Genomic DNA, 13,835 nt, shown 5'->3' with positions numbered 1-13,835 from the left:
GCTGTTACTCCTTAAAATAGTCCGGCTTCCCGATTGTCCAGGTTTCTCCCCAATGCTGGCCACCACCAGCAACATGCAGGACCTCACCGGTAATATAGCTTCCCGAACTCCCTCCCAGATAGGCGCAGGCCTCGGCAATTTCCCAGGGGGACCCATTGCGCATCATCGGGTTGGAACGATGATACAAGGCACGGGCTTCGGGGGAATAGACCTTCCACCCCTCGGTCTCTATCGCGCCAGGGGCAATACAGTTCACCCGAATATCCAATGGGGCCCATTCCACAGCGAGATTCTGACTAAGGCCGATTACCCCAGCCCTGGCAGCAATGGTATGCGCAACACCATAAAGGCCATGGCGGGTTACCACCACGATATTAACAATGGAGCCCTTGGATTCAGTATCACGCCAAAACTGAGCAGCCGCCTGCATCATGAACCATGTGCCGGTCAGGTTAGTAGCGATTACGGCATTCCAACCCTTTTCAGAAAAGTCGATGGCCGCCTGCGGAAACTGTCCCCCCGCACTGTTGATCAGCAAATCAAGCTGCCCGAATTTTTCTCTGACATGGCGAAAAAGGTCCTGAACGTCGCCTTGCTGACGGATATCCAGGGCAATTGTTTCTGCAACAATCTCCTTTTCCGCCAGAGCAGTGGCAAGGGAGTCCAACCGATCCTGCTTGCGTCCGACAAGAATAAGTCTGGCTCCAAGTCGCCCCAGCAACCACGCCGCCGCCCGGCCAAGCCCTCCTGCCGCCCCGGAAATCAGAACCGTTTTGCCCTGAAATGAACCCGGCGCATAAACAGTTGGATGAACTGCCAGATCGGCATCGCTCATCCCGATCACGGTATCAGCTGCTTGCTCCGTCATTTCACTTCATATCCCTGAGCAATTCACCCGCAATAATCATCTTGCGCACTTCAGTCGTCCCCGCCCCAATCTCCAACAGTTTGGTTGAACGGAACAAACGATTGATTTCTGATTCCCAGATATAGCCGGATCCGCCATGAATTTGAACGCCAAGATCCAGGACCTTGTTCGTGGTCTGGGCCGCAAACATAACAGAGGCCGCCGTGAGCATATGGATATCACCACGAGGACCAGAACCGGACTCCAACCCCTCCGCTACGGCCAGCCCGCGATAGGAGAAGGTCCGCATGGTCTCTACATGCACATACATCTCTGCCAACATGGATTGAACCATTTGGAATGATCCGATCGGCTTGCCGAACTGCTTCCTAGTTTTTGCATAGTCAATCGAAAGCTCCAACGCCCGCTCTGCAACGCCAAGACACAGCGGTGAGATCATGGCCCGTTCGATATCAAGGCCACTCATCACAATTGAAACGCCGCGGTTCTCCTCGCCAACAAGATTTTCGACCGGCACGCGGCAATCGGTAAAGACCAGCTCCCCGGTCTGGCTGCCACGATAGCCCATCTTTTCCAATTTCTGGGCAACTTCAAATCCGGGGAAATCTTTCTCAACAATAAAGGCGGAGATTCCGTGCGCGCCCTTTTCTTTGTCGGTTTTGGCATAGACCAGAAGAACATCGGCCACTGGCCCGTTGGTGATGTATATCTTGCTGCCATTCAAAACATAATGGTCGCCGTCCCGCACTGCCGTTGTACGCATTGAACCTAATGCATCAGACCCCGCCCCCGGTTCCGTAAGCCCCAACGCGCCAATTTTTTTACCCGAACATAAATCAGGCAGATATTTCTTCCGCTGGGCCTCATTCGCGTTGCGATAGATATTGTTCAAACACAGATTTTCATGCGCAACCCAACTTAACGCCAATGCATGATTCCACCGACCAAAAGCTTGTAGCAACAAGCCAGACGTGAACAGGTCCATGCCGACACCGCCATATTCCTCTGGCACGGTGATGCCAAAGAAACCGGCCTCCCCCATCTTGGGAAATGCCTCCTCTGGCCACCATTCCTCGGCATCCATGCGATTGGCCAGCGGATAGAGCTCATTACGACCAAACCGATCCGCCTGGTCTAATATTTCACGTTGCGTTACATCGAGATCAAAACTACCGCCATGGTCAAAATTCGCCAGGCGCCCGGATGGTCCATCACCGGTCATATCACGTCCTCCCTGATATCTGTCTTGCACGGTAGTTCCGGCATAGACGGTATTTTTATTGACATCAGGCTAATGAACGATTGTGCCGTTGTCCAGACTTTAAGTAAATCATACTCATTAACTTACTGTATCGAAAAAACCCGTTTTATAGGGGATCAATGCAATTTCTTATGCTGCAGCGCACACTAAAATTTTTCAATTGACATTTTTAATGAGTATGGCTCACTAAAGTGAAGAAGGCGGAAATCGAAACATAATCCGCCACAGGAACGGGAGGTAAATTGTGGAAGACGTTGTGCAGATCCGGACGGATGGCACGGTGCAAACCGTCACCATCAATCGGCCGGAACGGCGAAATGCGCTCAACGAATCTGTTGCGGAAGGCATCATCTCTGCGCTGGATCAGGCAGAGGCAGATCGACGCATTCGGGCCATCGTTCTGACTGGCGCCGGTGACAAGGCGTTCTGTGCCGGTGGCGACCTGCAACTAAATGCTGACGGCACGCCATTCACAATCGCTGCAGAAGATCCCCGTCATTACATTGCGCGTTTGCTGCGACGCATGCGCGATTGTCGTATACCCCTGATCGCACGCCTGAACGGCCATGCTCTGGCCGGTGGATTTGGTCTGGTTTGCGCCTGTGATCTGGCCGTGGCGCGGGATGATATTCTGGTTGGTGTTTCAGAGGTCAAAGTCGGGTTGTTCCCAATGATGATCCTGCCGCTTTTGCTGCGGGTGGTTCCCGAAAGAATTCTCATGGAAATGTGTCTGACGGGTGAGCCTTTTACGGGGGCAGAAGCCGCGGATATGCGGTTGGTGAATTATGCTGTACCCAAGGCGGATCTGGACCAGAAACTCAATTGGCTGGTAGAGCGAGTGGTATCGAAATCCCCGACTGGCATTCGATTGGGCAAACAATCCCTGACCCGCATTCGCGAAATGTCCTTCGATGGCGCGCTGGAATATGCGCAATTCATGCTGGCCAATATGGCAAGAACCCAGGATGCCCGTGAAGGTTTCACCGCCTTTGCAGAGAAACGCCCCCCAAACTGGACGGGGAGCTAGTCAGAATGGCGCAAACAGTCAGGATCGGATGTGGCACAGGGTTCTGGGGCGACTCGCCCGAAGGCGCGGCGCAATTGGTCCGGTCAGATAGCATTGACTACATGATTCTGGACTATCTGGCAGAAATCACCATGTCGATCCTGGCTCGATTAAAGGCGCGAAGCCCGGACCAGGGCTATGCAACGGATTTCATCAGCCATGTGATGACGCCCCTGGCACAGGACATCGCGACAAAAGGCATCCGCATTATCACCAATGCCGGCGGTCTGAATCCGCTGGCCTGCCGGTCTGCCTTACAAACTGTGTTAAAGGCAGCAGGACTGGACCTGAAAATCGCAGTGGTATTGGGCGATGATCTGGCCGAAAACGCGATGACCCTGAGAGAAGACGGCGTGACAGAAATCGCGACTGGCGCCCCTTTGCCAGAGCGGGTTTCCAGCATCAACGCCTATCTGGGCGCATTCCCTATTGCCGCTGCACTTAGAGAAGGGGCGGATATTGTCATCACCGGGCGCGTCGTTGATTCAGCGCTGGCATTAGGCCCCTTAATTCATGAATTCGGCTGGACAGAAGCGGACTACGATAAGCTGGCAGGCGGCAGCCTGGCCGGTCATGTGATTGAATGCGGCCCACAAGCGACAGGGGGCATCTTCACGGATTGGGATGCCGTTCGGGGATGGGATGAAATGGGCTCCCCAATTGCAGTCTGTGCGCCTGACGGCTCCTTCGAACTAACGAAACCATCGGACACGGGCGGATTGATCACGCCCATGACAGTGGCGGAACAGATTGTCTATGAGATTGGTGATCCTGCGGCCTATCTCCTGCCGGACGTTATCTGTGATTTCTCCCAGGTGACGGTAACGCAAACAGCAATCGATCGCGTTCATGTGGCGGGTGCACGGGGAACGGCCCCAACGCCATTCTACAAGGTCTGCGCCACCTATGCAGATGGCTATCGCTCCGTAGCAACAATGACGATTGCTGGTCGCCAGGCAGGCGCAAAAGCGCAAGCTGTCGGAGAGGCAATCCTTACCAGAACCGGCAGAATGATTGCGACAGCAGGATTCGCCCCCTTTTCCGAAAGCCTGATCGAAGTACTTGGCGCGGATGCCAGCTTTGGCATGGACCCGGTACAACAGGGTGCACGGGAAGTTGTACTGCGCATTGCCGTACGGCACGACCATAAAGATGCTCTGGGCATTTTCGCGCGGGAAATTTACCCTGCCGCAAGTTCTATGGCACAAGGCATTACGGGGTTTGCAGGCGGTCGCCCGGCACCCCAACCGGTAATTCGGCTTTTTTCCTGCCTCGTTGAGAAAACCAAAGTAAACACCGCTATCGATATTGATGACCATGCCATCCCTATTCCGGTACCAACGGGGCAAAAAGAAACATCACGCGCTGTCAAAACCCAACGCACACCCTCGATAGGCACAGATGCTGATGCCCCAGACTCAAACGGCGCGATATCCATACCGTTAATCGCATTAGCCCATGGTCGCAGCGGCGACAAAGGTGATATCGCCAATATTGGACTGCTTGCGAGAGATCCGGATTTCCTGCCAATACTGCGCGCAAACCTAACGCCACAGCATGTAAAAGCCATATTCTCCCATGTCGCGAAAGGCGCGGTAGAGCGGTATGAATGGCCCGGCCTGAATGGATTTAATTTCGTTCTGCGCGACGCCCTGGGTGGCGGTGGCGTGGCTTCGCTTCGGAATGATCCGCAAGGTAAGGGATACGCACAAATCCTGCTCGATACCCCTGTTCGAGTGCCCGCTTCTCTTTTAAACGAATTTCCCGCACTGACCGAGTGGTCAATCCCTAAGACTCAACAGGAGGGTCTGGAATGAGCGTTGCGCCGGAAAAACGCAGCTTTGTCAGGCTGCCCCGTGAAAAGCGGATGCGCGATATTGAAAAAGCTGCTCGGTTGGTTTTTTCCCAGCATGGATTCGATGCCGCACCCGTAAACGAAATCGCCGCAGAGGCCGGCATATCCGAAGGATCAATCTACAAGTTCTACACCAACAAGCGCGATCTTTTGCATACCATTCTGCGCACCTGGTATCTGAGTATGATCGACGATTTCAAAGCAAAGCTGGAGGGAATCGAAGGAACACGGGCGCGCCTTCATATCGTTATCTGGCAGCATATGAAATCGATCAAAGAAAGCCCGGATCTGTGCCGCTTATTCTATTCCGAAGTTCGCAATGCTCCCGATTACTATTCGACTGAATTGTATGAAATGAACCGGGAATATACCCGCGTGCTTATGGGCATTCTGGCGAAAGGCATAGCGAAAGGCGACATACGCCCGGATACATCCCCGGCCCTGGTACGCGATGTCATCTTTGGCGGCATTGAGCATCATGTAACCGCTTATCTGATGAACCGCGGGGATTTCGATTATGAACTCGTCGCGGGGCAATTGTCTCAACTGGTCTTTTGCGGAATTGCTGCCGCACCGCCGGAACCGCCACGTGACCTGAACGCCCTGATCGAACGCCTGGAACAAGTGACCGACCGCTTGGATCAAGCGTCGTCTGAGAAGGGATAGCCATGCTGCAGCTTACCAACGTGCAGATCATGTATGACCGGGCCATAGAGGCCGTACGGGATGTTTCCCTGACGGTTGAAACTGGCACTATTGTCGCGCTGCTTGGATCGAACGGGGCCGGGAAATCAACGCTGTTGAAGGCTATTTCCAATGTCCTGTATCCGGAGGAAGGCGAAGTTCTGCACGGGGACATTAGATTCGATGGCGCCGATCTTCTGGGCTTACCCGCTGATGAAATCGTGCGGCGTGGCATCGTGCACGTCCCAGAGGGTCGCCGTCTTTTCCCGCTGATGAGCGTTGAAGAGAACCTGATGATGGGTGGCTTCCTGAAGTCAAACAAAGAACTGGGATCGGATCTGGAACGCGTATATGCGCTGTTCCCCCGACTGAAGGACCGCCGAACGGCGGTTGCTGGATATCTTTCCGGCGGAGAGCAGCAAATGGCTGCAATTGGCCGTGCACTGATGTCCAAACCAAAGCTGTTGATGTTGGACGAGCCGTCCCTGGGATTGGCCCCACAGATCATCGATCAAATATTCGAAACGATCATCGCACTGAATCGCGACGAGGGCATGTCAATCCTGCTGGTTGAGCAGAACGCTTCCCTGGCATTGGACATCGCATCCTATGGCTACATTGTAGAAAACGGACGCGTGGTGCTGGACGGCCCGTCTCAGCGGATTGCCGGGAATGATGATGTGAAGGAATTCTATCTGGGGTTTTCCGAAGCAGGCGCGAAAAAGAACTATCGCGAGGTCAAGCACTACAAACGACGCAAGCGGTGGTTATCATGAGCACACTTCTGTCCTTGAAGAATGTCACCAAGACCTTTGGCGGACTGACTGCGGTCAGCGATGTCGCCTTCGACGTACCGGAAGGGTCCATCTACAGCGTGATTGGTCCAAATGGTGCGGGCAAGACGACCCTATTTAATCTGGTCACCGCCCTTTTCCCCCCAACCGACGGACAGATCATTTTCGATGGTCATGCGATTCACAAATCGAAAACCCATCAATTGGTGGAATATGGCATTGGTCGAACCTTTCAGAACCTGGCGATATTCTCCCACGCTACCGTGGTGCAGAACCTGCTGGTGGGACTGCACCATACGCTAAAAACCAATCCGATTACTGCCGCCCTGTTTTGGGGACCGGCCCGGCATGAAGAAATTTCGGCCCGAAAGCGGGTGGAAGAAATCATCGACTTCCTGGAAATTGAACATTTGCGCGACATGCCTGTCGGCCTGCTGTCCTATGGGCTGCAGAAACGGGTCGAATTGGGGCGCGCCCTGGCAACAGGGCCAAAAATGCTGCTGCTGGACGAAATGGTGTCTGGCATGAACAGCGAAGAAACAGAAGATATCGCCCGCTTCATCCTGGACATTCGTGAGGAACTAGGGATCACGGTGGTGATGGTTGAACATGACATGGGGATCGTCATGGATATATCTGACCGCATCGCCGTGCTGAACCACGGCGCCCTGATTGCTGAGGGCACACCATCTGAAATTTCCTCCAACGATGATGTCATACAAGCCTATCTGGGGAAGAAGTAACGATGCCGCGCGACGTAAAATTTGCCGAACAAACAACAATGCCCGGCCTGTTGCGGTATTGGGCAGAGCGCTATCCGGATCGACTTGCTTTTCGGGAAAAGGATCTCGGAATCTGGAACCGTTTTACCTATCGCGACTATTACGAGCACACGAAAGATTTCGCCTATGGTCTGCTGGCTCTGGGCGTAACGCCTAAGGATTTTGTCGCCGTCGCCAGTGAAGATACGCCGGAATGGATGTTCAGCGATCTCGCAATCCAGGCCCTGGGCGGGGCCTGCATCGGCATTTATCCAACCAATCCGTGGCCCGAATTGCGTTACATTCTGGAACATTCCCAAGCCCGTGTCATTGTCTGTGGTGATCAGGAACAGACTGACAAGGTCCTGGATGCCATAGAGCATGAAGGCACCCTGCCGCATTTGGAAAAGATCATCTGCGTCGATATGAAGGGACTGAATCACTATTCGCGCGACATGTTGATGAGCTTTGATGAAGTGTCCGAACTGGGCCGCACAAAGCGGGCTGACTATGGAGATCGCTTTGAAGAATCGATCGACGCCCTGTCACCCGATGATACGGCCGTCGTGGTTTACACATCCGGTACAACCGGTATGCCGAAAGGTGCCCAACTGTCTCATCGTGGCCTTATCTGGGGCGCGCTGCGGGTTTCCGAGCGCTACGGGATCACAGAGACTAACTGGGAAGTCCTGTGTTACCTGCCGCTGTGTCACGTCGCGGAGCGGTTATGTTCAACCGTGATGCAATTGGTCAATGGAACCCCCGTGAATTTTGCGGAATCGATTGATGCCGTCGCCCAGAACCTGCGAGAAATCGCGCCGACAGGATTTCTGGGTGTGCCGCGCATCTGGGAGAAAATGCAGTACAGTGTCATGGTCCAATTAAAGGACGCATCGCCCCTGCAACAGCGCGTGGTAGAGACCTGTTTACGGATCGGTCGCCCAATTGCGCGCAGGCAAATGGCGAATGGCGGCGACAGAGCCTCATTACGGGATCGGCTGACTTTTTTTCTGTTATGGGTCGCTTGCTTTCGGGCTTTGCAAAAAGCGATGGGGTTGGACCGCGCCAAGACTATGTTATGCGGCGGGGCCTCAATCTCTCCGGAAGTGCTGGAATTCTTTTGGACCATTGGACTTCGGGTCTATCAGGTCTATGGCATGACTGAACTGTCAGGTATATCACACTGTCAGTATCCTGGGCACACCGCATTGGGGAATGCCGGCCCGCCGCTGGATACATATGAACAGAAGATTGCGGAAGATGGCGAAATTCTGGTGCGTTCCAAGGCGGTTTTTCCGGGCTATCTGCATAATGAAGAAGCGACCCGGGCCGCTGTCGTGGATGGCTGGCTGCATACCGGCGATGTCGGCCGAATTGCAGAGGACCAATCGATCCTGATCACGGATCGGAAGAAAGACCTGATCATCACATCGGGCGGTAAAAACATCACCCCGTCGCTGATTGAGAACCGGATCAAGGATTCAATCTATATCCGCGAGGCCGTCCTGATTGGAGAGCGGCGAAATTTCCTGACCGCCCTTATCCAGATTGATTACGAAACCGTTGGGAAATGGGCTCAGGAGCGCAATCTGGCTTATACGACATTCAAAAGCCTGGCCAGCCTGCCCGACATTCGCGATCTGATCACCGGGGAAATCAATACCGTGAACAAGGAATTCTCGCGGGTGGAGAATGTCCGGAAATTTGCACTGCTGGAAAAGGAACTGGACCACGACGACGGGGAAGTCACCGCGACAATGAAGGTGCGCCGGTCGGTCATCGAAACAAAGTTCAAACATCTGATCGACCAGATGTACGGAGGTTAAGGAGGGCGCTATGGATCTGTTTCTCAACTTCGCAGCATCTGGTCTGGTGATCGGTTCCATCTATGGCATCATCGCCATCGCTTTTGCGATTATTTTCAAAACCACCGGCGTCCTGAACTTCGCACAAGGCGAGGTAATGATGTTGGTCACCTATACCTCCTGGAGCCTGGGCACCGAGCTTACGCTGCCCTTCTATGCCTTGATACCCGTGTCAATTGTGGGGGCCGCGCTGATTGGGATCATCATTGAACGCCTGTTTATACGCCCGATGACCGGCCAACCGGCATTTTCCATCGTAATGGTAACCATCGGTCTGGCGGTTTTTCTGCGCAGTATGATCGTTATGATCTGGGGCCCGGACGCCGCTGCTTTTGATGCGTCCATAAAGGATGACATTGTCGAGATCGGGCCCGTCATTCTGTTTTCTGAACAGCTGTATGCCATTCTTCTGTTCTTCGTTATCAGTGGTGTGGTCTTCCTGTTCTTCCGCTTTACCCGCATTGGCGTCGCGATGCGCGCAACCGCGATGGATGAAACGGCCGCCCTCTTGATGGGGGTTGATGTCCGCCGGATATCGTCTTTGGCCTGGGCTATTTCTGCAGTTGTCTCTGGATTGGGCGGCATTGCCTTTGCGCTTATGTTTTCGCGGGCACCCGACCTTTGGTTCGAAGGGTTACGGTCCTTCCCCGCAACGATCCTGGGGGGGTTGGATTCCCCGCTGGGATCCGGCTTTGGCGGCCTGATCATCGGTGTAATCGGCGCGCTTTCCGAAGGCTATATCGGTCAGGGTCTGAAAGAGATTTCTGGCTTCTTCGTCATCATCATCGTCCTCATGATCAGACCTTATGGGCTGTTTGGCGATAAAGATCTGGAGCGCGTTTGATGCGGACTCACCATTTCATCGAAACCTATCAGAAACATGTCGCGTTAAGCGACAACCCGATCACCTGGGGCTGGGTCGGGGTTTTCATAATCGCACTGTTCGTATTTCCTTTCTGGGCCAGCGGTTATCTGATCGCTATGCTGACGTCTGTCGGGATCATGGTGGTGGGTGCGATCGGCCTTAACATTCTGACGGGATCAACAGGGCTGATATCATTAGGTCAGGCCGGATTCCTGGCCGCGGGTTGCTATACGACGGGATTGCTGATCGCCGATTATGGCTGGCCTCCGGAATTAGCCTTGCCTGCTGCTGGGGTTGTTTCAGCGCTGCTGAGCCTGCTTGTGGGTATCCCCTCATTGCGGTTAAAAGGGCTCTATCTGGCGATCACGACGATGGCATTTTCGTTTATCGTCACCCATTTCCTGCTTTACGCGGAAGATATCACCCACGGCCCCTATGGCGTTCGGATCGAAGATTTAAATTTCCTGGGTCTGGACCTTGCTGATCCGGTTCAGTTGTATCTGCTGGTGCTGGCTGTTGCGATCCTGACAGCATTGGCGGCGCTGAATATCTTACGGACCCGGGTTGGACGCGCATTCAACGCGATCCGGGATCATGATATCGCCGCGCGCGTCATGGGCATTAGCCTGACACGCTATAAGCTTTTCGCATTTGCAATCTCGTCTTTCATGGTTGGGATTGCAGGCGGTTTGATGGCCTTTCAATTCCGATTTATCAATGTCGACATCTTTAATGTCCTGCTGTCTATTGAAGCCCTGGCTGTCATCATTGTGGGCGGTCTGGGGTCGGTTGCAGGCGCGGTTCTGGGGTCGTTCTTCATTATTCTGTTGCCGGAAGCAACGCGCGAGGTTCTAGACCTTTTGCCCGATGGCGTCAGTGCAGCGCTATCCACCTATATCTATGAAATCCGCGGTCTTATGACCGGTCTCACGATCATAATTATGCTTCGCATCAAGCCACAGGGCCTTATCGGCCTATGGCGGGATGTGAAGCGTTACTGGACCCACTGGCCCCTGTCAAAATGACAAGAAGGGTAAAAAAAATGAGGGTCTTCACACCAGAGGAGGAAAAACTGATGCGTAGATTAAGGTTTGGCGCTTTATGCGCTCTTACATTGCTGATGCCGCTTTCCCCTGTATCAGCGGAAGAAGGCGTTACGAAAACTGAAATTGTCATTGGCAACGTCCTGCCAATGACCAGTTCAGCCGCACTTGTTGGTCGTGCAGCGCATTTTGGCACAGTCGTCGCCGCTGCGGAAATCAATGCCAATGGCGGCATAAACGGCCGGAATATTGTGATCAAAACAGAAGATGACGGATATGTTCCCGCCCGCACCGTTCAGGGGCTGCGCAAACTGATGGATGAGGGCCTGTTTGGTTTGATCGGCACCGGTGCGGGGGCTGGCACGACGGCGATCCTGCCAATTCTGGAAGATGAAAGCATTCCAGCGATCGTATCATTCTCTCCCGTTAAAGCTTCTATCGATCCGATCAAACCAAGCATTTTTATGATCGGAGCGTCCTATCAGGACCTGTTATTCGCACAACTAAAATACATTCATGACAATGACAGCCCCGAGAAAGCAAAATACGGAATCATTCGTCAGGATGATGACTTTGGCAATCAATTGGAAGAGGCCTTTACCCGCGCAATCGATGCATTCGGGGCGGATGCTGCAGAACCAATCCGCTATAAGCGTGGTCAGAAAGACTTCGGGGCGGAGATCCTGCGAACACGATCAAACGGCGTTAATGTTTTGATTGCCGGCGGCGTCACCACAGAAATTCCTGCCATGTTGAAAGAAGCCAGTAAATTTAAAATGGATCTGCGGATCTCTACTGTCCCAACCGCAACTTTGCCACCAATCATGAAGCTGTCGGCCCCATCCGGTTACACCTATTACAGCGGAGATTACATCTCCCCCATGGGCTCAGAAGGATCGGCGCATTTTATGGAAATGGCCAAGGCACATCTGACAGAAGAGGAACAAGGTGCCCTGAACCGCTATTCTCTGACAGGATATGTTGCTGCTAAAATCATGATTGAGGCAATTCGTCGTTGCGGTGACGAGCCGACGCGTGCCTGTGCAGTTGATAAAATGACATCCGGGGAACCCTTCGATACTGCAGGGATCACCCTACCCCTGACATTCACACCGGACCGTCATATCTCTGCAACGGCGGTACGCGTTTTGAAGGTCGATCCAGAAGCCGGCACGGTGACCCCGGTGACTGAGTTCGAACAGTTTTAAGGTCTATGGCGATGGGCCGCGAAAGCTGTGCCCATCGCCATTTCTTTTCTGATATTTTGGAGCCTTTAGTATGGCGAGTGATACCCCTTATTTTGCAAAGGTCCTGATCGCAAATCGGGGTGAAATTGCGTGCCGGATCATGGAAACCCTCCGTCGTCTCGGAATCATATCCGTCGCAGTTTATCATGCAAGCGAACGCCGCAGCCGCTTTGTCCAAATGGCCGATGAAGCCATTGAAATATTTGGCGATACGCCTGTCTCTGCCTATCTGGATGGGGCGCAGATCATACAGGCAGCCCAGACAGCCGAAGCGCAGGCCATTCACCCAGGCTATGGATTCTTATCGGAAAACAGCGGCTTTGCCCGACACGTCATAACAGCAGGCCTGGCCTTTATCGGCCCGACGCCGGATGCCATCGATTTAATGGGGGATAAAATTCGGTCGCGGGAATTTGCCCGCAAGCATGACGTACCAATTGCCCCTTCTGTACAAGCCGGCGACGACCTTGACCACTTTGTTGCGGCCGCCTGTGAAATAGGTTTCCCGCTGCTGATCAAGGCATCTGCCGGCGGGGGCGGTAAGGGCATGAGTATTGTGCGCAATCGCGAAACACTGGCATCGTTGGCAAAGACAGCCATGAATGAGGCGCAACGCTATTTCGCCAACAGCGCGATCTATGCAGAACGCTATATTGAGCGCCCACGTCATATCGAAGTACAGGTTTTTGGCGACGGCGCAGGAAACGCCATTCATCTTTATGAGCGCGAATGTTCCATTCAGCGCCGCTTCCAGAAGATTGTGGAGGAAGCGCCAGCGGCCAACCTGCCTGAGGGCCTGCGGCAGGAAATCTGCGCAGCGGCGGTTCGACTGACAAAAGCGGCAAAGTATCTGAATGCCGGTACCGTTGAATTCATCCTGGCGCCCGACAACACATTTTATTTTCTGGAAATGAACACCAGATTGCAGGTCGAACATCCTGTAACTGAGATGGTGACAGGGCTGGATCTGGTTGAATTGCAAATCAAAATTGCCGCGGGGCAACCAATATCAATTCCCCAGGAAGCAATCGTTGTAAATGGCAGTGCCATTGAATGCCGGATTTGTGCAGAAGTGCCTGAGCGCGATTTCATGCCAGCAACGGGGCGCCTGTTGAAAATCAACATCCCGACAGGTGAAGCCATCCGGTTCGAGAATGGTTTGCTGGAAGGCCAGGATGTTACATTGAATTTCGATTCCATGCTGGCAAAGCTGGTTGTTCATGGTCATGACCGGACGGCTGCAACTGCGGCGATGCAACAGGCTTTGTCTAAAACGGTTCTGCTGGGGGTCGAAACGAACATCAATTATCTGGCGCGCATTATTGCACATCCTGCCTTTGCCAAGGCACGTCTCCATACAGACTTTATCGTCGAGCATAAAAAGTCCCTGGACGAGCCGGACCATGATGCGGCAACGACGGCAAAGGTTCTGCTGGCCGCCGCCTTGACCTTCCGAGAGTTCAGAAGACTCGCTTTTGAGGCACCGGACCCCTATGCCGCGATGGGCGCGTGGAGGAATTGATCCC

At 53.5% G+C, this 13,835-nt stretch carries 12 protein-coding genes; 10 read left to right on the top strand and 2 right to left on the bottom strand.

Features of this window, described 5'->3' with window-relative positions; translation table 11 throughout:
* Window positions 1-4 precede the first annotated feature (4 nt).
* Together ACOSDR_RS00260 and ACOSDR_RS00255 are read right to left on the bottom strand one after the other, a co-directional pair.
* Complete coding sequence (locus ACOSDR_RS00260) at window positions 5-868, bottom strand: SDR family oxidoreductase (protein ID WP_420722907.1); 864 nt, start codon at window positions 866-868, stop codon at window positions 5-7.
* 1 nt (window position 869) lies between these two features.
* Entirely contained in the window at window positions 870-2,090 is a 1,221-nt protein-coding gene (locus ACOSDR_RS00255; RefSeq protein ID WP_420722906.1) for an acyl-CoA dehydrogenase family protein, read from the bottom strand.
* A gap of 283 nt (window positions 2,091-2,373) precedes the next feature.
* Between ACOSDR_RS00255 and ACOSDR_RS00250 the strand changes: the two genes are divergently transcribed.
* The 10 genes from ACOSDR_RS00250 (at window position 2,374) to ACOSDR_RS00205 (ending at window position 13,831) form a co-directional block, all read left to right on the top strand.
* Window positions 2,374-3,156, top strand: a complete 783-nt coding sequence (locus ACOSDR_RS00250) for an enoyl-CoA hydratase-related protein (protein WP_420722905.1) — start codon at window positions 2,374-2,376, stop codon at window positions 3,154-3,156.
* A 5-nt stretch (window positions 3,157-3,161) separates the two neighbouring features.
* Window positions 3,162-5,012 (top strand): acyclic terpene utilization AtuA family protein, encoded by a 1,851-nt coding sequence (locus ACOSDR_RS00245; RefSeq protein ID WP_420730013.1) that lies wholly within the window; start codon window positions 3,162-3,164, stop codon window positions 5,010-5,012.
* Window positions 5,009-5,716, top strand: coding sequence for a TetR/AcrR family transcriptional regulator (locus ACOSDR_RS00240; RefSeq protein WP_420730012.1), 708 nt, complete (start codon window positions 5,009-5,011; stop codon window positions 5,714-5,716). The genes ACOSDR_RS00245 and ACOSDR_RS00240 overlap by 4 nt, the downstream gene beginning before the upstream one ends.
* 2 nt (window positions 5,717-5,718) lie before the next feature.
* On the top strand, window positions 5,719-6,510 hold the full coding sequence (locus tag ACOSDR_RS00235) for an ABC transporter ATP-binding protein (RefSeq protein ID WP_420722902.1): 792 nt from the start codon (window positions 5,719-5,721) through the stop codon (window positions 6,508-6,510).
* The gene (locus tag ACOSDR_RS00230; RefSeq protein ID WP_420722901.1) at window positions 6,507-7,271 is read left to right on the top strand and encodes an ABC transporter ATP-binding protein; all 765 of its coding nucleotides are present in this window, start codon (window positions 6,507-6,509) and stop codon (window positions 7,269-7,271) included. Before ACOSDR_RS00235 ends, ACOSDR_RS00230 begins: the two co-directional genes overlap by 4 nt.
* Before the next feature lie 2 nt (window positions 7,272-7,273).
* Window positions 7,274-9,115 (top strand): AMP-dependent synthetase/ligase, encoded by a 1,842-nt coding sequence (locus ACOSDR_RS00225; RefSeq protein WP_420730011.1) that lies wholly within the window; start codon window positions 7,274-7,276, stop codon window positions 9,113-9,115.
* A 10-nt stretch (window positions 9,116-9,125) separates the two neighbouring features.
* Window positions 9,126-9,998 carry a branched-chain amino acid ABC transporter permease gene (locus ACOSDR_RS00220; RefSeq protein WP_420722899.1) on the top strand — a complete coding sequence of 291 codons (873 nt, stop codon included), beginning with the start codon at window positions 9,126-9,128 and terminating at the stop codon, window positions 9,996-9,998.
* A complete protein-coding gene (locus ACOSDR_RS00215; RefSeq protein ID WP_420722898.1) occupies window positions 9,998-11,044 on the top strand; it encodes a branched-chain amino acid ABC transporter permease in 1,047 nt (348 codons plus the stop codon). Before ACOSDR_RS00220 ends, ACOSDR_RS00215 begins: the two co-directional genes overlap by 1 nt.
* Window positions 11,045-11,094: 50 nt before the next feature.
* Window positions 11,095-12,270: an ABC transporter substrate-binding protein gene (locus tag ACOSDR_RS00210; protein ID WP_420730010.1), complete on the top strand. Its 1,176-nt coding sequence runs from the start codon at window positions 11,095-11,097 to the stop codon at window positions 12,268-12,270.
* A 70-nt stretch (window positions 12,271-12,340) separates the two neighbouring features.
* Window positions 12,341-13,831, top strand: coding sequence for an acetyl-CoA carboxylase biotin carboxylase subunit (locus ACOSDR_RS00205; RefSeq protein WP_420730009.1), 1,491 nt, complete (start codon window positions 12,341-12,343; stop codon window positions 13,829-13,831).
* Window positions 13,832-13,835: the final 4 nt, after the last annotated feature.

The sequence above is a fragment of the Hwanghaeella sp. 1Z406 genome, from assembly GCF_048892425.1.
Lineage (GTDB): Bacteria > Pseudomonadota > Alphaproteobacteria > UBA8366 > Aestuariispiraceae > Pacificispira.
This window is presented reverse-complemented; position numbering and strand designations above follow the sequence as displayed.